At 63.0% G+C, this 26,564-nt stretch carries 22 protein-coding genes and 1 tRNA gene; 14 read left to right on the top strand and 9 right to left on the bottom strand.

All coding sequences use genetic code 11. The annotated features are described in order from the left end of the window. Positions 1-304 precede the first annotated feature (304 nt). The 5 genes from LNV23_RS21795 to LNV23_RS21775 all read left to right on the top strand — a co-directional run bounded on the left by LNV23_RS21795 (position 305) and on the right by LNV23_RS21775 (position 5,571). Positions 305-934 carry a choice-of-anchor J family PEP-CTERM protein gene (locus LNV23_RS21795; protein ID WP_263564927.1) on the top strand — a complete coding sequence of 210 codons (630 nt, stop codon included), beginning with the start codon at positions 305-307 and terminating at the stop codon, positions 932-934. A gap of 90 nt (positions 935-1,024) precedes the next feature. Next, a complete protein-coding gene (locus LNV23_RS21790; RefSeq protein WP_263564926.1) occupies positions 1,025-1,456 on the top strand; it encodes a post-PEP-CTERM-1 domain-containing protein in 432 nt (143 codons plus the stop codon). Then, on the top strand, positions 1,443-2,888 hold the full coding sequence (locus tag LNV23_RS21785) for a PA domain-containing protein (protein ID WP_263564925.1): 1,446 nt from the start codon (positions 1,443-1,445) through the stop codon (positions 2,886-2,888). The genes LNV23_RS21790 and LNV23_RS21785 overlap by 14 nt, the downstream gene beginning before the upstream one ends. A 180-nt stretch (positions 2,889-3,068) precedes the next feature. Continuing rightward, positions 3,069-4,886: a phosphogluconate dehydratase gene (gene edd / locus LNV23_RS21780; RefSeq protein WP_263564924.1), complete on the top strand. Its 1,818-nt coding sequence runs from the start codon at positions 3,069-3,071 to the stop codon at positions 4,884-4,886. A gap of 52 nt (positions 4,887-4,938) precedes the next feature. After that, complete coding sequence (locus tag LNV23_RS21775; RefSeq protein ID WP_263564923.1) at positions 4,939-5,571, top strand: bifunctional 4-hydroxy-2-oxoglutarate aldolase/2-dehydro-3-deoxy-phosphogluconate aldolase; 633 nt, start codon at positions 4,939-4,941, stop codon at positions 5,569-5,571. Positions 5,572-5,575: 4 nt separating this feature from the next. Here LNV23_RS21775 and LNV23_RS21770 read toward each other — a convergent pair whose 3' ends face one another. The 8 genes from LNV23_RS21770 to LNV23_RS21735 form a co-directional block, all read right to left on the bottom strand. Then, entirely contained in the window at positions 5,576-6,121 is a 546-nt protein-coding gene (locus LNV23_RS21770) for a PaaI family thioesterase (RefSeq protein WP_411910616.1), read from the bottom strand. Positions 6,122-6,147: 26 nt separating this feature from the next. Beyond that, a complete protein-coding gene (locus LNV23_RS21765) occupies positions 6,148-6,798 on the bottom strand; it encodes a DsbA family oxidoreductase (protein WP_263564921.1) in 651 nt (216 codons plus the stop codon). Between the two features lie 44 nt (positions 6,799-6,842). Then, positions 6,843-7,748 carry a DMT family transporter gene (locus tag LNV23_RS21760; protein WP_263564920.1) on the bottom strand — a complete coding sequence of 302 codons (906 nt, stop codon included), beginning with the start codon at positions 7,746-7,748 and terminating at the stop codon, positions 6,843-6,845. Next, a complete protein-coding gene (locus tag LNV23_RS21755; protein WP_263564919.1) occupies positions 7,745-9,646 on the bottom strand; it encodes a sulfatase-like hydrolase/transferase in 1,902 nt (633 codons plus the stop codon). The genes LNV23_RS21760 and LNV23_RS21755 overlap by 4 nt, the downstream gene beginning before the upstream one ends. A gap of 45 nt (positions 9,647-9,691) precedes the next feature. Beyond that, positions 9,692-9,904 (bottom strand): PEP-CTERM sorting domain-containing protein, encoded by a 213-nt coding sequence (locus tag LNV23_RS21750; RefSeq protein WP_263564918.1) that lies wholly within the window; start codon positions 9,902-9,904, stop codon positions 9,692-9,694. Between the two features lie 341 nt (positions 9,905-10,245). Next, positions 10,246-10,335: transfer RNA gene (locus LNV23_RS21745), tRNA-Ser, on the bottom strand. A gap of 68 nt (positions 10,336-10,403) precedes the next feature. After that, entirely contained in the window at positions 10,404-11,318 is a 915-nt protein-coding gene (locus LNV23_RS21740; RefSeq protein ID WP_263564917.1) for an SPFH domain-containing protein, read from the bottom strand. Between the two features lie 53 nt (positions 11,319-11,371). Continuing rightward, positions 11,372-11,800, bottom strand: coding sequence for an NfeD family protein (locus LNV23_RS21735; RefSeq protein WP_263564916.1), 429 nt, complete (start codon positions 11,798-11,800; stop codon positions 11,372-11,374). A gap of 249 nt (positions 11,801-12,049) precedes the next feature. Between LNV23_RS21735 and LNV23_RS21730 the strand changes: the two genes are divergently transcribed. Further along, complete coding sequence (locus LNV23_RS21730) at positions 12,050-14,311, top strand: arginine/lysine/ornithine decarboxylase (RefSeq protein WP_263564915.1); 2,262 nt, start codon at positions 12,050-12,052, stop codon at positions 14,309-14,311. A gap of 75 nt (positions 14,312-14,386) precedes the next feature. Here the strand turns inward: LNV23_RS21730 and fabI are convergent, their stop codons facing one another. Next, entirely contained in the window at positions 14,387-15,166 is a 780-nt protein-coding gene (fabI, locus tag LNV23_RS21725) for an enoyl-ACP reductase FabI (protein WP_263564914.1), read from the bottom strand. A 192-nt stretch (positions 15,167-15,358) separates the two neighbouring features. Here fabI and rimP point away from each other — a divergent pair, with 192 nt between their 5' ends. From rimP to LNV23_RS21685, 8 genes are all read left to right on the top strand, one after another. Then, on the top strand, positions 15,359-16,216 hold the full coding sequence (gene rimP / locus LNV23_RS21720; protein WP_411910614.1) for a ribosome maturation factor RimP: 858 nt from the start codon (positions 15,359-15,361) through the stop codon (positions 16,214-16,216). Then, positions 16,213-17,691 (top strand): transcription termination factor NusA, encoded by a 1,479-nt coding sequence (nusA, locus tag LNV23_RS21715; RefSeq protein ID WP_263520649.1) that lies wholly within the window; start codon positions 16,213-16,215, stop codon positions 17,689-17,691. The genes rimP and nusA overlap by 4 nt, the downstream gene beginning before the upstream one ends. Before the next feature lie 70 nt (positions 17,692-17,761). After that, entirely contained in the window at positions 17,762-20,806 is a 3,045-nt protein-coding gene (gene infB, locus LNV23_RS21710; protein WP_263564913.1) for a translation initiation factor IF-2, read from the top strand. A 103-nt stretch (positions 20,807-20,909) separates the two neighbouring features. Further along, a complete protein-coding gene (rbfA, locus tag LNV23_RS21705; RefSeq protein ID WP_263564912.1) occupies positions 20,910-21,323 on the top strand; it encodes a 30S ribosome-binding factor RbfA in 414 nt (137 codons plus the stop codon). 33 nt (positions 21,324-21,356) lie between these two features. Next, the gene (truB, locus tag LNV23_RS21700; protein ID WP_263564911.1) at positions 21,357-22,304 is read left to right on the top strand and encodes a tRNA pseudouridine(55) synthase TruB; all 948 of its coding nucleotides are present in this window, start codon (positions 21,357-21,359) and stop codon (positions 22,302-22,304) included. Between the two features lie 26 nt (positions 22,305-22,330). After that, positions 22,331-24,154, top strand: coding sequence for a translational GTPase TypA (gene typA / locus LNV23_RS21695; RefSeq protein ID WP_263520654.1), 1,824 nt, complete (start codon positions 22,331-22,333; stop codon positions 24,152-24,154). A 185-nt stretch (positions 24,155-24,339) separates the two neighbouring features. Continuing rightward, positions 24,340-25,323 (top strand): DMT family transporter, encoded by a 984-nt coding sequence (locus LNV23_RS21690; RefSeq protein WP_263564910.1) that lies wholly within the window; start codon positions 24,340-24,342, stop codon positions 25,321-25,323. Then, on the top strand, positions 25,320-26,441 hold the full coding sequence (locus LNV23_RS21685) for an enoyl-CoA hydratase/isomerase family protein (RefSeq protein WP_263564909.1): 1,122 nt from the start codon (positions 25,320-25,322) through the stop codon (positions 26,439-26,441). The genes LNV23_RS21690 and LNV23_RS21685 overlap by 4 nt, the downstream gene beginning before the upstream one ends. Positions 26,442-26,564: the final 123 nt, after the last annotated feature.

The following is a 26,564-nucleotide window of genomic DNA, read 5'->3' as shown; positions in this document are numbered from 1 at the left end:
CAATGATCCCAAGGTCCGCGCCGCTTATCTGGGCGAGTGAATTTTTCACCCGGACTGACCTCAATCGAAAGATGGGGTCAGGTCTTGCTTTCGAGGGCAGCCGTTTGCGTCTGCCCTTTTTCAATCCCGTACCCCGTGTTTTCCCTTCCCCCTTGTTTGAGGGGAATTAGGGCTTTGTACGCATATGTGAAATATCACCGCAGTCCTACCCTCTGTCCACGTTCTCCGGCTGTAACTCTCGCGTGAGCGGGTGCTGCCACCGGGGGCTGACCGATACCTCATTTGAGGGGATGAAGAGGAACCTATGAAACTAGCTAAAAAATGCTTGTTGGGACTGGCCGGCATGACGCTGGCCATCGCGGCCCAGGCAGACACATACACCGAGGGTTTTGACGATCTGGCCGCTTCGGGCTGGACCTTGAGCAACAACAGCAGCCCTGCCGGTCTGGCATGGTTCCAGGGCGTGCCGGAGTACTTCGCTGCTCAATCGGGCGCTGCGGGCTCCTATGCAGCCGCGACCTATGCCAGCACGACGACGCTCAACGGCAGCATCTCCAACTGGTTGATCAGCCCCGAGCTGATCCTGGGTGGTGCAGGCTCGCTGAGCTTCTTCGCCCGCACAGGGGCGACCGAAGGCTTCTCGGACACCGTCAAGGTCTATTTCAACGCCGGTGCTGACGCCGCCACGGCCAGCTTCACCAACTTGCTGGGCACGGTGACCCTGAGCACCTCGGGCTGGACGCAGTACACCATCGCACTGCCGAATGCTGCCACCGGCCGCATCGCGTTTGAATACGCCGTCGGCGACGCCGCCACGGCCAATTTGGCCGCCATCGACAGCGTCAGTGTGAGCGCCGTGCCGGAGCCGACCAGCTTCGCCTTGATGGGTTTGGGCGTACTGGGCCTGGCTTTTCTGCGCCGCCGCCAAGACTGATGCCACGATGGCCGCGGCCCCCCCCCCGATTGGGGAATGGCTGCGACCGACTGGCCCCACATATTCGGCTCTCCATACAAGGACACCGCCATGATTGAAAAGAAGACCCAGCAGGCCTTGCGGCTTGCGAGCGCCGCTGCCTTGTTCGCAGTGGCCGGCCTGGCCCAAGCGGCCGGCCAGACCGTTGCCAAAGATCCTGAGACCGGCGCCCTGCGCGCACCCACTGCTGCCGAGGCCCAAGCCTTGCAAGGCAAGACCGCCAGCGGCCGCCAAAGCATGGCCGCCAGCCAGCCGCGCGGCCTGCTGACGGGCAAGGTCAACCCCGCTCCCGTTTACCACCGTGATGGCACCGTCGAGCAAGAGCTGGACGAAAGCAGCCAGTCCTTTTCGGTCGCTGTGCGCAATGCCGACGGCGGCATCGACACCGCCTGCGTGACCGGCGCTGAAGCCGCCCAGGCCATCGTCAAGGGCAAGAAATCCATCAGCAAGACAGCAAAGGTGCATGCACATGAGCACAAATAAATTCTTCGGCGGCAAGCTCGCCTCCGGCGCTCTGCTGATGGCCGCCGGCCTGCTGGGTGTCAGCCTGCAAGCGCAAGCCGCAGCCGTCATCACCATCAACAACCTGAACGCTCCTGGGGTGGGCTTCAATGACACCACGCCGGTCGATCCGGTCGGTGGCAACACGGGCACCACCCTGGGTGAGCAGCGTTTGATCGCTTTCACGCACGCGGCCAATATCTGGGGCGCAACGCTGACCAGCGACCAGCCCATCGTGATCAACGCCCAGTTCTCTGACCTGACCTGCACGGCCACGTCGGCGACGCTGGGCAGTGCTGGCGCGACGTCGATCTTCCGCAATTTCGCCAACGCCCCAAAGGCCAACACCTGGTACTCATACGCGCTGGCCAACAAGATCGCCGGTGCCTATTTGGGCACGGCTGGTGCGGCTCAGATCAACGCCAACTTCAATGCCAAGCTGGGCAAGACAGGTTGCCTGGACGGCACGTTCTTCTACCTGGGCCTGGATAGCAACCACGGCAGCAATATCGACTTTGTCGTGACCCTGCTGCATGAAATGGGCCATGGCGTCGGTTTCCAAACCTTCACCAATGGCTCCACCGGTGCACAGAACGGCGGCTTCCCGGCTGTCTGGGATCATTTCCTGATGGGTTCGGCCACCGGCAAGCTCTGGAAGGACATGACCAATGCCGAGCGCCAAGCTTCGGCTCTGAGTGGTGACAAGCTGGTCTGGAATGGTCCGCTGGTCAATGCGGCTGTGCCTCAGGTGCTGCGCCAGGGCGTTCCGGCGCTGAACATCAGTGGTTCGCAGGCAGGCGCCACGGCCGGTGCTCATGCAGTGGGTGAGGCTTCCTTCGGCCCGGCGCTGACGGCTTCGGCATTGACCGGCGCCATCATGCCGGTGGTCACCGCTGCCGGTGCACTCGACCTGGCTTGCGACCCCGTGACTGGCCTGAATGCCATGGCTGTGCGCGGCAATGTGGCCCTGGTCAGCCGCGGTACTTGCGGCTTCACCATCAAGGTGAAGAACCTGCAGAACGCAGGTGCTCGCGCCGTGCTGGTGGCCGACAACGCGGCCGGCACTGTGACCGGACTGGGCGGCAGTGACCCGACCATCACCATCCCCGCGGTGCGTATCACGCAAGCTGATGGCGTGGCTTTGATGGCTGCTCTGGCCAAGCGTACCCGCACCACCTCGGCTGTGTATGCGTCGCTGGGTCTGGACATGAACCGTTATGCCGGTGCTGACGCTCAAGGCCGGATGATGATGTTCGCCCCCAATCCTTTCCAGTCGGGCTCATCCGTGTCTCACTTTGATACCTCGGCCACTCGCAATCTGCTGATGGAACCGTCGATCAACGCCGATCTGACGCAGTCTCCGATGTTGCCGCAAGACCTGACCTTCAAGTTGCTGCAGGAAATCGGCTGGTAATTTCCAGTCCTTGACCCGCGCTTCACGGCGCGGAGCCTTCGGGCTCCGCGCCGTTTTCCGTTGGGCGAGCGGTAAGTTCATGCTCCACGCAATCCGTACCTCTTCTGTAACCCACGACAGGCTTCAATCTTGTAATATGGTTACCAAATTTCAAGCCGCCGAGTTACACCGGCCGACTGTATGAACAAGACCCTGATCGCCGTCACCGACCGCATCCGCACGCGCAGCGCTGTCAGCCGCTCCGCTTACCTCGACGGTGTCGATCGACTAGCGGGCCGCAAGCGTGGCATCGAGCGCATGGGTTGCGCCAACGTGGCCCATGCCGTGGCTGCCATGCCGGCCAATGACAAGCTGCGCATCGTCGCCGAGAAGGCGCCGCATCTGGCCATTGTCACGGCCTACAACGACATGCTGTCGGCCCACCAGCCTTACGAGGCCTACCCGAACTTGATCCGCGCCGAAGCTCATGCCCAGGGCGCCACGGTGCAGGTGGCTGGGGGCGTGCCCGCCATGTGTGACGGCGTGACCCAAGGCCTGCCCGGCATGGAGTTGAGCCTGTTCTCGCGCGACACCATCGCCATGGCCACGGCCGTGTCCCTGAGTCATGACGTTTTCGACGCTGCCTTGCTGCTGGGAATCTGCGACAAGATCGTGCCCGGCCTCTTGATCGGGGCCCTGCATTTCGGGCATCTGCCCTGTGTCTTCGTGCCTGCCGGGCCGATGAGCAGTGGCCTGCCCAACAACGAGAAAGCCAAGGTGCGCGAGCAGTTCGCCCAAGGCCTGGTCGGCCGTGATGAGTTGCTCAAGGCCGAGTCGGCCGCCTACCACGGCGCCGGCACCTGCACCTTCTATGGCACGGCCAACAGCAACCAGATGCTTTTGGAAGCCATGGGCCTGCATGTGCCCGGCGCTGCTTTTGTTCATCCCCATGAGCCGCTTCGCGAAGCCCTGACCCGAGAAGCCGTGCGCACGGCCTTGTCCATCACCGCCAAGGCCCGCTACACGCCGATCGGCCGCTTGGTGGACGAGCGCTGCATCGTCAATGCCATGGTGGCCTTGCTCGCCACCGGCGGCTCGACCAACCACCTGATCCACTGGGTGGCCGTTGCCCGTTCGGCCGGCATCCTGATCGACTGGAGCGATTTCTCCGAACTGTCCGCCGTGGTGCCCCTGCTCAGCCGTGTCTACCCCAACGGTGCGGCCGATGTGAACCAGTTCCAAGCGGCCGGTGGCCCCAGCTTTGTGATCCGCGAACTGCTTGACGCTGGCCTGATGCATGAGGACGTGCTGAGCGTGGCCGGCAACTCGCTGCGCCCCTTCACTCGCCAGCCGCATCTGGCGGAGAGCCAGGCCGTGCAGTGGCATGATTTGACCCCGGAAAGCGGCGACGAAAGCGTGGTGCGCCGGGCGACAGCGCCCTTTAGCACCAGTGGTGGTCTGAAGCTGCTGCAGGGCAATCTGGGTCGTGCCGTGATCAAGGTCTCGGCCGTGCCGGAAGACCGCCACGTCGTTGAAGCTCCGGCGCGCATCTTTGCCGACCAGGAGTCGATGTTGGTCGCCTTCAAGGCGGGCGAGTTGGAGCGCGATGTCATCGTCGTCGTTCGCTTCCAGGGCCCGCAAGCCAATGGCATGCCCGAGCTGCACAAGCTGACGCCGCCGCTGGCCGTGCTGCAAGGCCGTGGCTTCAAAGTGGCCCTGGTCACCGATGGCCGTATGAGCGGCGCTTCGGGCAAAGTGCCTGCCGCGATTCACGTCTCGCCGGAGGCATTGGCCGGTGGCCCTCTGGGCAAGTTGCGCGACGGCGATTTGGTGCGCCTGGACGCCGTTACGGGTGAACTCTTGGCCCTGGTACCCGAAACCGAATGGGCTGCCCGTGAGCAAGCCCAGATCACGCCCGAACAGCAGGCCCAGAACGGCCAAGGTCTGGGCCGCGAGCTGTTCGCGGGCCTTCGCCGCAATGTGCGTACGGCGGAAGAGGGCGCGGTCAGCTGGCTCTGAGTCCGCCCGGGTCACCAACGTTCCTATCGATTCAAACCCAAGGTTTCAGCCCATGAGCATCTCCAACCCCCTGGCCCTGGCCTCACACGGCCCCGTCATCCCCGTTATCGTGATCCAGCGTTTGGAAGACGCCGTGCCCTTGGCTCAGGCACTGGTGGCCGGTGGTGTGCGCGTGCTGGAAGTGACGCTACGCACCCCGGTGGCTTTGCAGGCCATGGAAGCCATGGCGCGCGCCGTGCCAGAAGCCATCGTCGGCGCTGGCACGCTGCGCACGGCGGCCGATGTGCAGGCAGCCAAGAATGCCGGTTGTCAGTTCGGCGTCAGCCCCGGCTTCACCGAAGCCATCGGCGCCGCTTGCCGGCAGCATGGCTTGCCCTTGCTGCCCGGCGTGTCGACCGCCAGCGAGGTGATGCAGGCCAATGCGGCGGGCTACAGCTTTTTGAAGCTGTTCCCGGCCGTGGCCGTAGGCGGCGTGAACCTGCTCAAGGCCCTGGGTGGCCCATTCCCCGATGTGGCCTTTTGCCCCACGGGCGGCATCAGCCTGGAAACGGCGCCCCAATTCCTGAGTCTGCCGAATGTGAAAGTCTGCGGCGGCTCCTGGCTGACGCCGCAGGATGCGGTAGACGCGGGCGACTGGGCGCGCATCACGCGCCTGGCCGCCGAAGCCGCTGCACTGCGCAGCTGAGCCTTCAGTTCGGGCGCTCGAACACCAGGCAGGTGGTGCTGGCATGGGCGTACAAGCGTCCGTCGTGGCCGAGCAATGAAGCTTCTGCCGTGGCCACTTGGCGGCCGCTGTGCAGCACCCGGCCGACCGCGCGCACCAGCGGCACCTGCTCGGTCAGGGCTCGCACCATATTCACCTTGAACTCCAAGGTCGTGTAGGCGCGGCCCACCGGCATGGTCGTGTGGACCGCACAGCCCAGCGCCGAGTCCAACAAGGTGGCATACCAACCGCCGTGCACCGTGCCCAGGGGGTTGTAGTGGCGCCGCATGGGCTGGCCCTGAAACACGGCTTCGCCATGGGCGACCGAGATCAGCATGAAATCCAAGGTGTCGCAGATCGGTGGCGGAGGCAGTTGGCCATCCAGCATGGCCTGCATCGCTTGCAAACCGGTCAATGCTTGGATCTGATCCGGGCGGGCGACGCCGCTTCCTTGTTGGCTGATGCGTGCCCGTACGGCGGCTTCATCGGCTTGCCATTGCTGCAGTAGGGTGTCGAGGTCGGTCGGGTTCATCTTCATGGTGGTTCCAGCAGATAACCTCACACCTGAGCGTCAGCGATCTGGCGCAACGCCTGAACGAAAACCTCGGGCGGCTGGCCTCCCTGGATCAGGTGGCGCTGATTGATGACAATGGCCGGCACGGAATTGATACCGGCGGCCTGCCATTCGGCCTCGGCCTGGCGTACCTCGGCGCTGAATTGGTCGCTGACCAAGAGCTGAGTCGCGGCAAAACCGTCCAGCCCCACGCTTTCAGCTACCCGGCGCAGCACCTCGTGGTCGCTGGGATTCTGGCCTTCGGTGAAGTAGGCCGTCAACAAGGCCAGCTTCAGGTCGCGCTGGGCGCTGCCGCCTTGCAGCCCGGCCCAATGCAGCAGGCGATGGGCGTCAAAGGTGTTGTAGATGCGGTCGCGAGCGCCCTTGGTGAAGCTGAAGCCCAGCTCGGCGCCGCGTTGGCGGATCGCCTCGCGGGTCTGTTCCAGCTGAGCCGGCGCAGCACCGTATTTGCGCGCCAAATGGGCGTTGATCTCCTCGCCCTCGGCTGCCATCTGCGGATTCAGCTCGAAAGGCTGGAGATGCAGCTCCACGCTCAGCTCAGGCAGTTGCTCCAAAGCTTGTTCCAGAGACTTGAGGCCGATGGCACACCAGGGACAAGAAACGTCAGAAACGAAATCGATGCGTAGATTCTTCATTCGGGCACTGTAGCCCAGGCCGTCTCCCTGGGCGCCGCTTGGGGTCAAGCCGCCGGTCGCTCGGGCAGGGTGGCCAGCAACACGCCGCTCAAGGCCAGGCCATAGGCCCAGAGTTGCCGTTCGCTCAGGCTTTCGCCCAGCAGCAGACCGACCAAGGCCGTGGCCAGAGGCAGGAAGACCATGAAGACGCCGGCCTGTCCGGCCGCGACCTTGCGCAGTCCGTTCATCCAGAGCCAGACGGTCACCATGCTGGCCGCTGCGGCATAGAACATCAGCAGGCCCCAGATGCCAGGGGAGGGTGTCTTGAAATCAAAACTCAGGGCTTGCCAGAGCCCCAGCGGCGTCACCAATGCCAGCCCCCAGAGGTTGATCAGGGCGCTGATGCGTTTGGGCGACAAGCCGGCACTGAGCTGCTTGCCGATCACAACATAACAGGCCTCGCACAAGACTGCGCCCAGCAGCAACAGCAGGCCCAGCGTCGTGCTGGTGGTGGGCCCGCTGTCGGCACGTCCGAGGGCTACCAAAGCAATGCCGCACACGCCCAGGCCGATGCCCAGCCAGACCCGTCTGCTTTGGCGTTCGCCGAGCATCAGCCAGCTCAGCAGCGCCACGGCCGCGGGAATGCCGGCCAGGATCACGCCGGCCACCACGGCCGAACATTGCCGCAGGCCGAACAACAGGCAGATCGAAAACAAAAAGTTGCCGAGAAAAGACTCCAGAAACAGCAGGCGCCGCTGGCGAGGGTCGAGTCGCGGCTCCTCGGGCCCGCGGCGGGCCCAAGGCCACATCAGCAGCGCAGCGATGCCGAAGCGCAGCCAAGCCAGCAAAAAGACAGGAAAGACTGCCAGCAGCAGTTTGGACAGACCTACATAGCTGCCGACCAGGCTGGTGCTCAAGGCCAGGCAGGCATAGGCCAACCAAGGTATGGAGTTGGAGGTCGTGCCCTTCATGGGTTCACGGTCGCGGCGGACTTGCCCGTCATGCGCTGATGGAGTTGGCGAAGTTGCAATAGCAGCGCGGCATTCGCCGAATCGGTGGCCAGATTGCGCGCCTCTCCCTCGCCTGGGCCGCGGCCACTGCCTTGCAGCGCATGGAGGCGCTCTTCGCCCGAGCTCAACAGGCGAAGGTATTTGTAGCGCCGTCCGTCGATCAGAGCGACGACGCCGCTCGATTCGGCCGATTCGAGCACCAGGGCTTGGTGGGAGCGCCCGGCGTCCTGCAAGGGCATGCCAACCCAGTGGCGCGGCGCAACAAGGCCGGCGGCCTGCAACAAGGTCGGGGCAATATCGACCTGGCTGACGAGCTCATGCTCGGGCAAAGGCTGGCGTGCCAGGCGGTCGTAGATCAGCAGCGGAATGCGCACGGCGGGCTCCAGCGGCAGACCGCCGTGTGACCACTGGCCATGTTCGCCCAGATACTCGCCGTGGTCGGAGCTGATGATGACCAGGGCCTTGTCGAGCACCTTGAAGCGCTCCAGGCGCGCGAAGATCTGTTCGATCATGGCGTCGGCCTGGCGGATGCCGTTGTGATAGCGGGCCCGGGCTCTTGCATTGCCTTCCTGCTCACGGGGCGATTCATCAGAAGCGCGTATGGCTGCGAAAGCGCTCCAGGCTGGCGCATTGCTGGCCTGCCAGAGCTTGTGCTCAGCCGCCACCCGGCCCAAGCGATGGGCCGACATCAGGTGCAAGTACATGAAGCCGGGCTTGTCGCTGGGCCAGCCGGTCTGGTCCAAGGTGTTCAGCAGCACCTGGTCGTCGTTGCTGTATTGATCCGGTGTGTCACTGCCATCGCGTATCAAGGCCACGGCGGGGCCGTACATCTTGCGCATGCCGTAATAGCTGGTGTGGTCGCCGCTGAGCAGAAAGCGGCTCTCGTAACCGGCCCGCTGCAAGGCATCGGCCAGGTTCCAGGGCTGAGGCGTGATTTGGTGCCAGTAGCGCGAAGACAGGGTGCCGAGGATGCCGCAATAGGAAACAGTGCAGACCGAATAGGCATGATCGATGCGCTGCAATTGGCCTTCGCTGAGTAGGCGGTTCAGAAAGGGCGTGTTCGGCGTGGGGCCGCCATAGACCTGCATCTGGTCGCTGCGCAGTGCATCCACCAGGATCAGCACCAAGGGACGCGGCTGGGGCGCCGGGCCGGGCAGGTAGTCGCGCACGGCTTCCCGCTCACGCTGCAGTTGCGCGGGGTCCAGCATCTGACCCATGCCGGCCTCGCCGAAACCGTCGTTCATGCGTGCCTGGCGGATGGGCTCCTGCCACCACAGCTGTGGTTGAAGGCTGTAGCTTTGCTGGCAGGCAGCGATCAGCAGCAGTTGCAACAGCAGTATGCCCAAGCCCAGCCGGGGCGACTTCTCGCTCGCACGACCACAGCAAGGACACAGCGCACAGTCGAGCAAGTGACGGTAAGCCAGGAACAGCAAAGCCCAAAGAAGGGCCAGGCCGAGCAGCAGGGGCAGCAGCCAGGCCATGGGCACGTCGAGGGCGGACATCAGGTCGGGCAGTTGCCGGCCATAGGCCAGCAAGAGCTCCCAATTCATCCAATTGCCCCAGTTGCGCTGACCGAGGGCACTGAGGCTGTAGAACAAAAGCAGCAGGAACTGGCTGCTGGCCAGGGCCACGGCCAGTAGGCCTCGTGCCAAGCGGCCACTGCTGTTCCTGAGCAGCTCTGGCATGAAGGGCAGCAGCAGGCTCAGCAACAAGGCCAGCAAGAGGGCTGCGTGAAGAAGCACGCCCGTCCAGGGCATACGGAAGGCGTCAAGCAGCCAAGCGCTTGCCGCCAGGCCGGGCAGAAACCAGAGTGCGACGAAAACTGCCAGACCGAGCCTGGGTCGTGCTGAGGTACTCAAGAAGACAGGGTGCGGCGGCGTCGCACTACTTGGCCTGCGCTGCGCTTACTTTTTCTTGAGGAATCGGCCCACCACCACCGCACCTACGAGGCCGAGCAAGACCAGCGGCAGCGAGCTGGGTTCAGGCACGCAATTCACGCCGCCGCCCGAGGAGCCAGACCTGCTGCTAGAGCTGCCGCCGCATTGCTGGGCAAAGGCGCTGGCGCTCATGCAAAGACCGAACAGAGTGGCGAGGATTTGCTGGCGGGTGTTCTTCATGGCGACGTCCTGTGTGGGCTGTGCATGCGCTGTGGCTTTACGCGCCCTGGTTGTGGGGTGGAAGCATTTCTTTGCCGACGAGCCGCGCTGTCGGCAGAGATATTTGGCTTGCGCATGTTATCGGCAGATGACAGCACCGATACATATCGCGAACACCATCCATGGACGAGCCTTGACTCAAGCGGCAGAAGTGCACGCATGCGCGCCTGTGCCATCTGCTCAGGCTGTGGCTCTGCGCCGTTTGTTTGGCCCGTTCAAACAAAAAGCCCGGTCTCATCTCTGAGGCCGGGCTTTTGAGGGATACGTGTTCAACTGATTTTGCGATCAGTGACACATTGTTCTGGCGGAGAGGGCGGGATTCGAACCCGCGGTGGGGATAAACCCACACACGCTTTCCAGGCGTGCGACTTAAACCGCTCATCCACCTCTCCGAAGCCCTCCATCATAGCGCAGATTTTCACTCTCCCAAGGAAGTTGAGCCGAAATCTGGCGGCGGGATTCAATTTTTGCTGGCGGAACCCTTGAGCAGGGCCATGGCGGTGCCGATCAGGCCGGAGACTTCGCTCATATTGCCAGGCACGATCATGGTGTTGTTCTTCTGGGCCAGTTGGGCATAGGCGTCAACTGCTTTCTCTGCCACTTTGAGCTGAACGGCCTGGTCGCCGCCGGGCAACTGGATGGCGGCGGCGATCTTGCCGATGGCGTCTGCAGTGGCGTCAGCAACGGCGGTGATGGCGGCGGCAGTGCCCGCGGCCTTGTTGATCTCGGCCTGCTTCTCACCCTCAGAGCGTGCAATGGCCGCTTCGCGTTCACCCGTGGCGATATTGATTTGCTCTTGGCGTCTCCCTTCCGAGGCAGCGATCAGGGCGCGCTTTTCGCGCTCGGCGGTGATCTGGGCTTGCATCGAGTGCAGGATGGCCGGGGGTGGGGTCAGGTCTTTGATTTCGTAGCGCAGCACCTTGACGCCCCAGTTCAGCGCGGCCTCGTCGAGGGCTTCGACCACCGAGGTGTTGATGACGGCCCGTTCCTCGAAGGTGCGGTCCAACTCCATGCGGCCGATCACGCTACGCAGGGTGGTCTGGGCCAGCTGGGTGATGGCAACGATGTAGTTGCTGGAACCATAGCTGGCACGCATGGCGTCGGTGACTTGGAAGTACAAGATGCCATCCACCGTCAGCTGGGTGTTGTCCTTGGTGATGCAGACCTGGCTGGGCACATCGAGCGGAATTTCTTTGAGCGAGTGCTTGTAGGCTAGGCGGTCCACAAAGGGCACAAGGAAGTTCAGGCCCGGGGTCAAGGTGCCGTGGTATTTGCCCAGGCGCTCAATGACCCAGGCATTCTGCTGCGGCACAACCTTGATCGACTGGATGATGAAGATGGCCGCAATGACCAGCACAAGCAGGGCGATTTCCATGAGTTCCTTGGGGTGTGAAATGAGGTGGGGTGACTGACGTCAGGTTCGCCCGCTCAACGATCGAGTTGGAGGCAGCTGCCTTCGATGGCTCGGATGATGTGTCGCCCGGCTGTCGGCTGGCCTTGGCCGCTGAAGCGCGCCTGCCACTCGGCGCCGCGGTACTTGACCTGGGCCCGGCCTTGTTCGTTCCAGCGGCTGACGTCGACCGACTGGCCAATGTCGAGATGCGCATCGGGATTGGCGTTGACGGGCGGAGGGCTGGGGCTGCGCCGGCGTAGCTGATGCCAGATCAGGACCGCCGCGCCTCCAAGCAGAGCAGCACTGACCATCTGGACCTGGGCACTCATGCCCAAATGCGCGGCCAGCGCTCCGGCGGCGCAGCCCAGGGCAAGCATCAGCAGGTAGAAGGTGCCGGTGGCGAGCTCCATGGCGACCAGAACGCCGCAAGCGATCCACCAAGCGGTGGTCCAATTCATCTCCATGTCATGGCTCCCTGTTCATCATCTGCGCTGCAGTATTGCGGCGGTCGGACATCCTGGAATCAGTGTACGGTGCGCTGAGCGGCCCGCTGTCTCGTCGCGCCTAGTGTCAAAGAGCCGGCATCGGATGCCAAAAGCCACCCCTCGCGTCCTGTTTGTGCGACAAAGGCTCGGGTCCGTCGCACAGTGGCTGGGCTTGGCCCTACACTTCGCGCCTTTCGTTTTTCTGTCCCAGGCCCTGGAGGCTTTCACATGCTGCGCTTTCGCTTTCCCATCGTCATCATCGACGAGGACTATCGCTCCGAGAACACCTCGGGTTTGGGCATCCGCGCCCTGGCCGACGCGATCCAGAAAGAGGGCTTTGAAGTCCTGGGCGCCACGAGCTACGGCGACCTGAGTCAGTTCGCGCAGCAGCAAAGCCGTGCCAGCGCCTTCATCTTGTCCATCGACGACGAGGAGTTCACGCCCGGCCCCGAGCTGGATCCGGCCGTGCTGAGTCTGCGCAAGTTCATCGAAGAAATCCGCTTCAAGAACGCCGACATCCCGATCTACATCTATGGCGAGACGCGCACCTCCCAGCACTTGCCCAACGACATCCTGCGTGAGCTGCATGGCTTCATTCATATGTTCGAGGACACGCCGGAATTCGTGGCCCGCCACATCATCCGCGAAGCCAAGAGCTACCTTGATGGCCTGGCGCCGCCGTTCTTCAAGGCGCTGATGGACTACGCGCAAGACGGCTCCTACAGCTGGCACTGCCCGGGTCACTCGGGTGGCGTTGCCTTCCTGAAGAGCCCGGTGGGCCAGATGTTCCACCAGTTCTTCGGCGAGAACATGCTGCGCGCCGACGTCTGCAATGCGGTCGAGGAACTCGGCCAACTGCTGGACCACACCGGCCCTGTGGCCGCGTCCGAGAAGAATGCCGCGCGCATCTTCAATGCCGACCACTGCTTCTTCGTCACCAACGGCACCAGCACCTCCAACAAAATGGTCTGGCACCACACGGTGGCGCCCGGCGATGTGGTGGTGGTGGACCGCAACTGCCACAAGAGCATCTTGCACAGCATCATCATGACCGGCGCTGTGCCGGTGTTCATGACGCCCACTCGCAACCACTACGGCATCATCGGCCCCATCCCCGAGAGCGAGTTTTCACCCGAGACCATCAAGAAGAAGATTGCCAAGAACCCCTTGCTCAAGGGTGTGGACCCCGAGACGGTCAAGCCGCGCATCATGACGCTGACCCAGAGCACCTACGACGGCGTGCTCTACAACACCGAGACCATCAAGCAAAAGCTCGATGGCTGGATTGACACCCTGCATTTCGACGAAGCCTGGTTGCCGCATGCGGCCTTCCACAACTTCTATGGCTCCTACCATGCCATGGGCAAGAACCGGGTGCGCCCCAAGACCGCCATGGTCTACGCGACCCAGTCCACCCACAAGCTGCTGGCCGGCCTGAGCCAGGCCTCTCAAGTCCTGGTGCAGGACTCACAGAACGTCAAGCTGGACAAGCATTTGTTCAACGAGGCGTATTTGATGCACACCTCGACCAGCCCGCAGTACTCCATCATCGCCAGCTGCGATGTCGCCGCGGCCATGATGGAGCCCCCGGGCGGCACGGCCCTGGTGGCCGAGAGCATCTCTGAAGCGCTGGACTTCCGCCGGGCCATGCGCAAGGTCGACGAAGAGTACGACCAGGATTGGTGGTTCAAGGTTTGGGGGCCGGACAAGCTGGTTGAAGAAAGCTATGGCAAGCCGGCCGACTGGATGCTGGGCGCCAATGAGGCTTGGCACGGTTTTGGCGAGATCGCTGCCGGCTTCAATATGCTGGACCCGATCAAGTCCACCATCATCACGCCCGGTATGGACATGAGCGGCAAGTTCGCTGAGTCCGGCATTCCAGCGTCCATCGTCACCAAATTCCTGGCTGAGCATGGCGTGGTGGTCGAGAAGACGGGGCTCTATTCCTTCTTCATCCTCTTCACCATCGGCATCACCAAGGGCCGCTGGAACACGCTGCTGACCGCGCTGCAGCAGTTCAAGGACGACTACGACCGCAATGCGCCGCTGTGGCGCATCCTGCCGGAGTTCTGCGCCGCCCAGCCTCGCTATGAGCGCATGGGTCTGCGCGACCTGTGTCAGAACATCCACGAGGCCTATGCCAAGGGGGATATCGCCCGCCTGACCACCGAGGTCTATTTGTCCGATCTCGAGCCAGCCATGAAGCCCAGCGATGCGTTCGCGCACATTGCCCATCGCCGCACCGAGCGGGTGGAGATCGACCAGCTGGAAGGTCGGGTCACCACTTCGCTGTTGACGCCCTATCCCCCGGGCATTCCGCTGCTGATCCCGGGTGAACGCTTCAACAAAAAGATCGTCGACTACCTGACCTTCACGCGTGACTTCAACTCCAAGTTCCCCGGCTTTGCCACCGATGTGCATGGCCTGGTGGAAGAGAAGGGCGAGGATGGTCGCTCGCGCTACTACGTGGATTGCGTGGCAGCCGGCTGATCCAGACGAGCGAACATAAAAAAACGGGACCTGCGGGTCCCGTTTTTTTATCAGCTTGCGCCAACCGATGTGGATTCAACCTTCGCTCAAGGCCACATGGCTGAAGCCGCCGTCCACATAGGTGATCTCGGCGCTCACGCCGCCGGCCAGATCGGACAGCAAGAAAGCGGCGACATTGCCGACATCTTCGATCGTCACATTGCGGCGGATCGGCGTGCTGGCGGCGAACTGGCTCAGCAACTTGCCGAAGTCCTTGATGCCTGATGCGGCCAGAGTCTTGATCGGCCCGGCGGAAATGCCATTGACGCGCACGCCCTTGGCGCCCAAGGAATGCGCCAGGTAGCGCACGCTGGCTTCCAGTGAAGCCTTGGCCAGACCCATGGTGTTGTAATTCGGCACAAAGCGTGTCGCACCCAGATAGGACAAGGTCAGCAGGGCAGCACCTGGGCGCAACCGCGGCGCTGCCAGCTTGGCCATGGCCGGAAAGCTGTAGGCAGAAATGTCGTGGGCAATGCGGAAATTCTCGCGGGTCAAGCCATCGAGAAAATCGCCGGCAATCGCTTCACGCGGGGCAAAACCGATGGAATGCACGAAACCATCAAACTCGGGCCAGACTTCTCCCAAGTTATTGAACAAGGCCTCAATCTGTGCGTCGTCAGAAACATCGCAATCAAACACCAGTTTGGAATCAAACTCGGCAGCAAACTCGGTGATGCGATCCTTGAAACGTTCGCCCTGATAGCTGAAGGCCAGTTCCGCACCCTCCCGATGGCAGGCTTTTGCAATGCCATAAGCGATGGATCGGTTGGACAGCACGCCCGTGATCAGCAATCGCTTGCCTGCGAGAAATCCCATGTGTGGCTCCTAGATTTGAAATCAATGAAGGATTTTCGCATGCCGAGCGATGTTCGCAAGCCGCGAGCTTGTGGGCATGGTGCTTGCATAGTACAATCCCGGCTTCGCTGTGGGACACGGCGGACGGTTTGGTAGCAAAGAGCCCGGCATGAATCGGCGCAGGATGTTGGCAAGCTGGAGGTCAAGGCGCCAGTGGCGCTCGGGCCCCATAAGCTGGTCGGGCAGTGCGGCAGGCGGACACTTCAAGAAGTGCGAGTCGGCAAACAGCGCTGTAAGAACGTGGGCGGATTCATCCAGCCCATTTTTTTTGCTCGATCGTTCTTCGTCCATTTGAATTTGCGCCGCCTGAGGCCGCGCCTTGAAAGAAAAGTAGATAGACCACGCATGAATTGGCAAGACGCTGTTGAAAAAACCGTGACCGGTTTGGGTTACGACCTGGTGGACTGCGAGCGCAGTCCGGCGGGCTTGCTGCGCGTGTACATCGACAAGCTGCCGGCCGAGGCTTTGGCCGGAGCGCTGATCAGCGTTGAGGACTGCGAGCGCGTGACGCGGCAGTTGCAGTATTTGCTGGAAGTCGAAGGCTGTGCCTACGAGCGCTTGGAAGTGTCGTCACCGGGTCTCGATCGCCCGCTGAAGAAGCCCTTGGACTATGCGCGCTTTCTCGGCGAAGAAATCGAGATCACCTTGCGCATGCCTTTCCAAGGGCGCAAGAAGTACAAGGGCGTGCTGACACAGCAGCCCGTGGCAGGCGTGGAGCCCGTTGCGCTGCCACTGCTGCCGACACCGACTGAAGCTGATGCGGTTATTGAGCCGGGCGCTGTTTTGGCAGCGCTGTCCGCTTTTGCGGACACCCAGGCTTGGCGCCTGGTGTTCAGTGACGGCGAAGCCGATCAGGCATTGGATTTTTCTCTTGAAGAACTGCGCGAGTCCCGTTTGGTGCCCGTGGTGAGCTTCAAGGGTCGTGGTGTGAAGCCCGCGCCGGCCAAGAAGCCGCCGCGTGCCAAGCCCGCACGCAAGGATGACAAGGTTGACGGAGGTCCTGATCAATGAACCGCGAACTGTTGATGCTGGTGGACGCGATTTCGCGTGAGAAGAGCGTTGAGCTCGATGTGGTGTTTGGTGCGGTCGAAGCCGCTTTGGCTTCTGCCACCAAGAAGCTGTGTGGCGGCGAGGCCGATATTCGCGTTTCGGTTGACCGGGATTCCGGTGCGTATGAAACCTTCCGTCGTTGGCACGTGGTGCCGAACGAGGCAGGTCTGCAAAACCCCGATGCGGAAATCCTGCTGTTTGAAGCGCAGGAACAAATCGCTGACATCGAGGTGGAAGACCACATCGAAGAGCCGATCGAATCCGTGCCCATTGGCCGTATCGGTGCGCAGGCTGCCAAGCAGGTCATCCTGCAGAAGATCCGCGATGCGGAGCGTGAGCAGCTGCTCAACGACTTCCTGGCCCGCGGCGAACAAATTTTCGTCGGCACCGTCAAGCGTCTGGACAAGGGCGACATCATTGCCGAGTCCGGTCGTATCGAAGGCCGCCTGAAGCGCTCGGAAATGATCCCCAAGGAAAACCTGCGCACCGGCGACCGCGTCCGTGCCGTGATCCTGGGTATCGACCCGACCCAGCGTGGCCCGCAGATCATGCTCTCGCGCTCCAGCCCGGAGTTCATGAAAGAGCTGTTCGCCCAGGAAGTGCCCGAAATTGAACAAGGCCTGCTGGAAGTCAAGAGCTGCGCTCGTGACGCCGGCTCGCGTGCCAAGCTGGCTGTGCTCTCGCATGACAAGCGCGTCGACCCAATCGGCACCTGCGTCGGCGTGCGCGGCTCCCGCGTCAACGGCGTGACCAATGAGTTGGCCGGCGAGCGTGTGGACATCGTGCTGTGGTCGGAAGACCCGGCGCAGTTCGTGATCGGCGCCTTGGCACCGGCCAATGTGCAGTCCATCGTGGTGGACGAAGAACGACATGCCATGGACGTGGTCGTGGATGAGGAAAACCTCGCCATCGCCATCGGCCGTGGCGGCCAGAACGTGCGGCTCGCTTCCGAGCTGACCGGCTGGCGCATCAATATCATGTCGGCCGAAGAATCGGCCGTGAAGCATGAGCAGGAATCGGAATCGGTCCGCAAGCTCTTCATCGAAAAGCTCGATGTCGATGCTGAAGTGGCTGATATTTTGATCGCCGAGGGTTTTACCAGCCTGGAAGAAGTGGCCTACGTGCCTATGCAGGAAATGCTGGAAGTTGAGGCCTTCGACGAGGACACGGTCAATGAATTGCGCACCCGGGCCAAGGATGCCTTGTTGACCATGGAAATCGCCCGCGAAGAAAAGGTCGAGGAAGTTTCCCAAGACCTGCGCGACCTGGAAGGCATGACGCCGGACCTGGTCGCCAAACTCGCGGATGGCGACATCCACACTCGCGATGACCTGGCCGATCTGGCCGTCGACGAGCTCGTTGAATTGGCCGGCATGGAAGAGGGCGCGGCCCGCGCTCTGATCATGAAGGCTCGCGAACATTGGTTCAACACTTGAGGGCCGTGAGCCCATCGAGTTTGCCCCAATCATTCGCCCAGCACCGAACGCATAAGTTAAGGATCCAACAATGGCTGTGACTACCGTCGCCCAGTTCGCCGCAGAGCTTCAAAGGCCTGCGAGCACGCTGCTTGAGCAGCTGCAAGCTGCGGGCGTCAAGACGTCTTCTACCGATGACGCGCTCAATGAAGCCGACAAGGAACGTCTGCTCGATTACCTGCGCACTGCGCACGGTACCGGCGGCGCCGATCGCAAGAAGATCACGCTGACCCGCAAGTCGACCAGCGAAATCAAGCAGGCCGATGCCAGCGGCAAGGCCCGCACCATCCAAGTCGAAGTGCGCAAGAAGCGCACCTTCGTCAAGCGTGACGACGCCAGCGGAGTCGATGACGCCGCCACGGCCGCCGCAGAGGATGCAGAGCTGCATCGCCGCGAGGAAGAAGCTCAGGCTCAGGCTGCCGCATTGCGCCAGCAAGAGGAGGAGCTGGCTGCCCGCGTCAAAGAACGCGAAGAAGCCGAAGCCCGCGCTCGCGAAGCTGAAGAACAGCGTCGCAAGGAAAAGGCCGAACAGGCTGCAGCCGAGGCGCGCGCCGCCGAGGAAGCTGCTGCCCGTGCTGCTGCAGAGGCACTCGCTGCCAAGGCAGCCGGCAAAGCCAAGCCTCCGCGCCAGACCGCTGAGGCGGCTGCCAAGGAAGCGGCTGCGATCAACCGCGCCTCGGCCGCTGCTCGTGCGCCGGCACCTGCCCCAGTGGCAGCACCGGCTCCCGCACCCGTTGAGGCTCCAGTGGCTGCAACGCCTGCGCCGGTCGAAGCTGCTACCCCGGTGGCGGCTGCTCCTGTCGAAGCGCCCAAGCCTGCCCTGCGCGTGGTCAAGGCCGTCGACGTCGGCGCCGAAGAGAAGCAAAAGCAAGTCGACTTGGAGCGCCGCCGCAAGGCCGCTGAGGCCGAAGCCGCGGCCATCCGCGCGATGATGAATGCACCCAAGAAGGTGATGATCGCGAAGAAGGAAGAGCCCAAGCCGGTCGAAGCCAGCAAGGAAGGCATCAAGGGCACCATCCACAAGAAGCCGGGCACACCGGGCGCGCCTGCCGCGCCGGGTTCGGCCGCTGCGGGTGCCGCCAAGCCGGGCGACAAGAAGTCGGTCAAGTCGGAAAAGCTGTCTTCCAGCTGGGCCGACGATGCCAAGAAGCGTGGCGTCAAGCCCAGCGGCCCCGCCGCTCCGGGTGGTGCGCGTCCGTCCACCGCCTGGCGTGCGCCGGGTCGTGGCGGCCCAGCCGGCCGTCGTGGCAATGATCGCAATGCCGACCGTCGCGGTGGTGGCAACTCGAACTTCGTGGCACCTGCCGAACAGGTGGTGCAAGAGGTTCATGTGCCGGAGACCATCTCGGTGGCCGATCTGGCTCACAAGATGTCCATCAAAGCATCGGAAGTCATCAAGCAATTGATGAAGCTGGGCCAGATGTGCACCATCAACCAGCAGCTGGACCAGGAAACCGCCATGATCTTGGTGGAAGAAATGGGCCACAAGGCTTTTGCCGCCAAGCTGGACGATCCCGATGCCTTCCTGGAAGAAGAGGGCGTGGGCGCCGAGCAGCAGCATGAAGCGCTGCCGCGTGCACCGGTGGTCACCGTCATGGGTCACGTCGACCACGGCAAGACTTCGCTGCTGGACTATGTTCGCCGTGCCCGAGTGGCTGCGGGCGAAGCCGGCGGCATCACGCAGCACATTGGCGCTTACCACGTCGAAACGCCGCGCGGCATGATCACCTTCCTGGACACCCCGGGTCACGCGGCCTTCACGGCCATGCGTGCCCGTGGCGCCACGGCCACCGACATCGTCATCCTGGTGGTGGCGGCGGACGACGGCGTGATGCCCCAAACCAAGGAAGCGATCCACCATGCCAAGGCGGCGGGCGTGCCCATCGTCGTGGCCATGAACAAGATCGACAAGCAAGGCGCCAATCTCGAACGCCTGAAGGGCGAACTGGTGGCCGAAGGCGTCGTGCCGGAAGATTTCGGTGGCGACACCCCGTTTGTCCCGGTCTCGGCCAAGACGGGCGAGGGCATGGACAGCCTGCTGGAGCAAGTGCTGCTGCAAGCTGAAGTGCTGGAGCTGAAGGCACCGGTGGCCTCCATGGCCAAGGGCCTGGTTATCGAAGCCAAGCTGGACAAGGGTCGCGGCCCTGTGGCCACCATCCTGGTGCAGAGCGGTACGCTCAAGCGCGGCGATGTCGTGCTGGCTGGATCGACCTATGGCCGCGTGCGCGCCATGCTGGACGAAGACGGCAAGGCTTGTACCGAAGCCGGTCCTTCCATCCCGGTGGAAATTCAGGGCCTGACCGAAGTGCCGCAAGCCGGTGATGAGTTCATGGTGCTGTCGGATGAACGCCGTGCCCGTGAAATCGCCACCTTCCGTTCGGGCAAGTACCGTGATGTGAAGCTGTCGCGTCAGCAAGCCGCCAAGCTGGAGAACATGTTCGAGAACATGGGCGCCGGCGATGTGCAGACCCTGGGCATCATCATCAAGAGCGATGTGCAAGGTTCGCAGGAAGCCCTGGCTTCTTCGCTGCTCAAGCTGTCGACCGCCGAAGTCAAGGTGCAGATCGTGCACGCCGCCGTCGGTGGCATCAGCGAGTCGGACGTCAACTTGGCGATCGCCTCCAAGGCCGTCATCATCGGCTTCAACGTCCGTGCTGACGCCGGCGCACGCAAGCTGGCCGAAGGCAACGCCGTGGATCTGCGCTACTACAACATCATTTACGACGCCGTGGATGAAGTGAAGGCAGCGATGACCGGCATGCTGGCTCCCGAGCAACGCGAAGAAGTCATCGGTATGGCCGAGATCCGCACCGTGTTCGTGGCGACCAAGATCGGCACCATTGCCGGCTGTATGGTCACTTCGGGTGTGGTCAACCGCTCGGCTCGCTTCCGCCTGCTGCGCGAGAACGTGGTGATCTACACCGGTGAGATCGACACACTGAAGCGCATGAAGGACGATGTGCGCGAAGTCCGCGAAGGCTTCGAGTGCGGTATCAAGCTGAAGAACTACAGCGACATCGCCGAGGGCGATCAGCTGGAATTCTTCGAGGTCAAGGAAGTGGCGCGAACGCTGTAAAGCGGAGTTGCCCCAACCGGCGCAAACCCCGCCCTCCCGAGAGTGGCGGGGTTTGTGTTTGTGAGGGGCGCCGCCTGCAGTTTCAGCACAGGAGTATTCCGAGATGCGACACAAACGAGTCATTCCCAACCGCAGCTTCCGCGTGGCCGACCAGATCCAGCGCGATCTGGCCGAGTTGATCCGCGAGCTCAAGGATCCGCGCATCGGCATGGCCACGGTCAATGCCGTCGAGGTCACGCCCGACTACGCCCATGCCAAGGTCTTCTTCTCGGTTCTGGTCGGTGACCCGGCCGAGACCGCCGAGGCGCTGAACGAGGCCGCGGGTTTTCTGCGCAACGGCTTGTTCAAGCGTTTGCAGATCCACACCGTGCCCAGCCTGCATTTCCACTACGACCGCAGCATCGAACGCGCGGCCGAACTGAGTGCACTGATCCACAAGGCCAATGCCACGCGCGCGCTCGACGACGAGCCGGCCGCGGCCGCAGAAGAAAGCAAGCCGGCTGCTGCCGGCGAGTGAAGCCAAGAAGAGCCACGCCTTTTGTCGTCCACCATGAACACCCGACCCCAGCGCGTCAAGACACCGCGCCGTGCTCTGCACGGCGTGCTGCTGCTTGACAAGCCGCTGGGCCTGTCCAGCAACGACGCGCTGCAGAAGGCCAAATGGCTGCTTCGGGCGGAGAAGGCCGGCCATACCGGCACGCTGGATCCTCTGGCGACCGGTCTGCTGCCGCTGTGCTTCGGCGCCGGCACCAAGTTCAGCCAGGTCAGCCTGGATGCCGACAAGGCCTACACCGCGACATTGAAGCTCGGCGAGATCACCACCACCGGCGACGGTGAGGGCGAGGTGCTTGAGCGTCACACAGTCAAGGTGAATCGCGAGCAGATTGAGACGGCCTGCGCCCAGCTGCGCGGCAACATCACCCAGGTGCCGCCGATGTATTCGGCGCTCAAGCATGAAGGCCGTCCGCTGTACGAATACGCACGCGCCGGCATCACCATCGAGCGGCCCTCGCGCCAAGTCACCATTCACGCGCTCGACATTGAGCACTGGCAGGATGACGAGCTGGTGATCTCAGTGCGTTGCAGCAAAGGTACGTATGTGCGCACCCTGGCCGAAGACCTGGGCCGCTTGCTGGGTTGTGGCGCGCGCCTGAGTGCGCTGCGACGTACGGCTTCGGGCCCGGTGGCGGTCGAACAGGCCATCAGCTTGGACGCCCTGGCCGCGCTGACGGAAAGTGAACGTGAAGCCTTGCTGCGCCCACCCGACTCCTTGTTGGCGGATTGGCCCGAGCTGCGTTTGAGCAGCGAAGAAGCCGCCCGCTTTCTCACCGGTCTGCGGCGCCGTGTTGCCGCCCCCGACGCCCGCCATGTGCGGGTCTACGGGCCCGAAGCGCAAGCCTTTCTAGGCAGCGCCCATATCGAGGCCGGTGAACTGATCGCCGACCGGCTGCTGAGTCCCGCCGAGGTGCAAAGCCTTTTTGGTTCCCAAGCCGCCTGAAGTCCAGAATTTTTTGAAAGTGTCGTATGAGCAAGCAGATTCGTAACATCGCCATCATCGCCCACGTTGACCATGGCAAAACCACCATGGTCGACCAATTGCTGCGCCAAAGCGGCACCTTCGCCGACCACGAAAAAGTCGTCGACACGGTGATGGACAACAACGCCATCGAACGCGAGCGTGGCATCACCATCTTGGCCAAGAACTGCGCCGTGTCCTGGGAAGGCACCCACATCAACATCGTGGACACACCCGGACACGCGGACTTCGGCGGTGAAGTCGAGCGCGCGCTGAGCATGGTCGACGGCGTGGTGCTGCTGATCGACGCCCAAGAAGGCCCGATGCCCCAGACCCGTTTCGTGACCAAGAAGGCCCTGGCCCTGGGTCTGAAGCCCATCGTCGTGGTCAACAAGGTGGACAAGCCCGGTGCCAAGCCGGATGCCGTGATCAACGCCGCTTTCGACCTGTTCGACAAGCTGGGCGCCACCGACGAGCAACTGGACTTCCCGGTTGTCTACGCTTCCGGCATCAATGGCTGGACTTCGCTGGAAGAAGGCAAACCCGGTGAGCAGTGGGGCCCGGACATGTCCGCCCTGTTCAACACCGTGCTCAAGCATGTGCCGCCCCAGTCGGGCGACGCCAGTGCGCCGCTGCAGCTGCAGATTTCGGCCCTGGACTTCTCGACCTTCGTGGGTCGCATCGGCGTCGGCCGCATCAGCCAAGGCACCATCAAGCCCGGCATGCAAGTCGCTGTGATGGAAGGCCCGGACGGCAAGTCCGTCAACGGCCGCATCAACCAGGTGCTGACCTTCCAAGGCCTGGACCGCGTGCAAGTGACCGAAGCCGGCCCGGGCAATATCGTGCTGATCAACGGCATTGAGGACATCGGCATCGGCGTGACCGTCACCGACCAAGCCAACCCCAGCCCGCTGCCCATGCTGAAGGTGGACGAGCCGACGCTGACCATGAACTTCTGCGTCAACACCTCGCCGCTGGCCGGTCGGGAAGGCAAGTTCGTGACCAGCCGTCAGATCTGGGACCGCCTGCAGAAGGAGCTGCAACACAACGTGGCCCTGCGCGTGAAGGAAACCGACGAAGACGGCATTTTTGAAGTCTGCGGCCGCGGCGAACTGCACCTGACCATCTTGCTGGAAAACATGCGCCGTGAAGGCTATGAGCTGGCCGTGTCCAAGCCGCGCGTGATGTTCCAAGACATCGACGGCGTCAAGTGTGAGCCTATGGAGCAGGTGACTGCCGACGTGGAAGAAGTCCACCAAGGCGGTGTGATGCAGGCTCTGGGTCTGCGCAAGGGTGAAATGCTGAATATGGAGCCGGACGGCAATGGCCGCGTGCGCCTCGAGTACCGCATTCCGGCCCGTGGTCTGATCGGCTTCTCCAACGAGTTCATGAACTTGACCCGCGGTTCGGGCCTGATCTCTTCGATCTTCGACGGCTACGAAGCCCACAAGGGTGAAATCGGCGGCCGCAAGAACGGCGTGCTGATCTCCATGGACGAAGGCGAAATCTTCACGTACGCATTGGGCAAGCTGGACGACCGCGGCCGCATGTTCGTGAAGCCGAACGACCCGGTCTATGAAGGCATGATCGTCGGCATCCACAGCCGTGACAACGATCTGGTGGTCAACGCCACCCGCACCAAGCAGCTGACCAACTTCCGCGTCAGCGGCAAGGAAGACGCGATCAAGATCACCCCGCCGATCGACCTGACCCTGGAGTACGGCGTCGACTTCATCGACGACGACGAACTGGTCGAGATCACCCCCAAGAGCGTGCGTCTGCGCAAACGCTTCTTGACAGAGAACGAGCGCAAGCGAGCTTCGCGCTCGTAAGAGCGCAAAGCTCGCTCCTGCGAGTTAGCTGCGCTCCTCCCAGCCAGGGCCAGAGAACCTGGCCTTTGCCAGGCAGAAACAGTCCTCAGGACTGTTTCAGTCCGGGCGCAGCCCTCCTCCGAGAGGAGGGCTCCAGTCAGTTTGTTGCCCGCGCCCCTCTCAGGGGCGCTCTCAATTCATCTGCCATGACACATCGCAAGGCCGTGTTTCTGATGGTGTTGGTCACCCTGCTGTGGAGCACGGCGGGGGTGGTCACGCGGCATCTGGAAGCGGCTCGCGGCTTTGAGTTGACCTTCTGGCGCAGTGCCTTCAATGCCCTGGCCTTGCTGCTGGGCTTGAGCTGGCTGCGCGGTGCGGCCTTGGTCTCACAGCTGCGCCGGGCACCGCGTCTGGTCTGGGCCTCCGGTTTGTGCTGGGCGGTCATGTTCACCGCCTTCATGCTGGCCCTGAGCTTGACCACGGTGGCCAATGTCTTGGTGACCATGGCCCTCAGCCCTTTGCTGACGGCTTTGCTGGCCCGCGTCTTCCTGCATCATCGTCTGCCCCTGCGCACCTGGTCCGCCATCGTCGTGGCCAGCTGCGGAATCGCCTGGATGTTCGGCCACGAGATGGGGCAGGGCGGCGCGCCCGGCGCCGGTCGCGCCTGGCTTGGCATTGCCATCGCCCTCGGCGTACCTTTGGCTTCGGCCATCAACTGGTCTTTGATGCAGCATGTGGGCCGACAGCGGGCCGCGGCCGACATCGACTCAGGTTCAGGTTCGGTACCCGACGGCGCCGACATGCCCTTGGCCGTACTGATCGGTGCAGCCATTTCGGCCCTGGCCATGCTCCCCTTGGCTTGGCCTCTGCAGGCTTCGTGGCACGATGTCGGACTGCTGGCCAGTCTGGGCGCGTTTCAACTCGCTTTGCCTTGTCTGCTTGTGGTCCATCTGAGCCGCGTTCTGTCCGGCCCCGAACTTGCCCTTCTGGCTCAGCTGGAAGTGATCTTTGGCGTTCTCTGGGCCTGGCTGTGGGCCGGTGAACAACCCTCGTCGGCAGCCATGATCGGGGGTGGGCTGGTGCTGGCCGCACTGATTGGCAATGAACTTCTGGCCTGGCGCGAGCAAGCCGCGCGAGGCCCAGCAAGCCCCTCGAATCGATTGACATCTTCCTCCAGGAGACAGGCATGAAGCCGCCCTTGCTACCCGAGTTGCAATCCGCTGGCCAGGTGCTGGCCGAAGTCAATGGCTGTCTGGGTCTGATCACGCTCAACCGTGCGCAGGCGCTCAACGCCCTGTCGCTGGCCATGATTCGCGATCTGACCCTCTTGCTCCAGACCTGGGCTGCAGCGCCTGAAATCGAAGCGGTGGTGATCCTCGGCGCTGGACGCGAGGGCAAGCCCGCCGCCTTTTGCGCCGGCGGCGACATCCGCTTCTTCCATCAGGCCGCGCTAGCGGCTGATTCGGCATTGGATGATTTCTTCACCGAAGAATACGCGCTCAACCACCTGATCCATCACTACGCCAAGCCCTATATCGCCTTGATGGATGGCGTGGTCATGGGCGGCGGCATGGGCTTGAGCCAGGGCGCGAAGCTGCGCGTGCTCAACGAGCATTCGCGCCTGGCCATGCCGGAAACCAATATCGGACTTTTCCCCGATGTCGGTGGCGGTTACTTTCTGGGCCAATGCCCGGGCGCGGTCGGCGAGTGGCTGGCCTTGACCGGGCAGGCGCTTGGCGCCGGGGACGCCATCGAATTGGGCCTCGGTGATGTGTTCGTTCAAAGCGCGGCCTTCCCCGCCTTGATCGAAGCATTCCGCCACGGCGAGCAGAGCAGCGCCGAGCATGTGGTGGCGACCGTCATGGACAAGGTGGACCTGGCCCCGGCGGCCGATCACTTGAAGCTGCGTGCCCGTATCGACCGGCATTTTTCGCTCCCCGATGTGCCTGCCATCCTGGCCTCGCTGGAAGCGGAGCGCGATGACGAATGGGCGGCTCACACTGCGGTCAGCTTGCGCAAGCGCTCGCCGCTGATGCTGGCCGTCACGCTCGAACAGCTGCGTCGCGCGCGCGGCATGGGTCTGGGGGCGGAGCTGCGCATGGAGCGCGATATGGTGCACCACTGCTTTCACCTGAGCCCGGCGGCCGAGAGCGAAACCGTGGAGGGCATCCGCGCCCTGGCCGTGGACAAGGACCATGCGCCGCGCTGGCGTCATGCGCGCAGCGAACAGGTCACGGCGACCGAAGTGCAAGCGTTTTTTGCCGCGGTCTGGACACCTGATCAGCACCCGCTGGCCGGGCTGAGCTGAGGCGCGAGGCGCAGCCTATCCGTGCCAGCAGCAAGGCCATAATCGAAACGGCAAGGTCCCACCGGACCTTGCCGTTTTTCATTGGCCCCTGCGCTGGCTCGCCATCCGAGCCAGCCACAACCG

It is taken from the genome of Kinneretia sp. DJ1R-11 (assembly GCF_025717595.1).
Lineage (GTDB): Bacteria > Pseudomonadota > Gammaproteobacteria > Burkholderiales > Burkholderiaceae_C > Paucibacter_A.
Note: the sequence above shows the minus strand (reverse complement) of the source record. Positions and strands in the feature narration are given on the sequence as shown.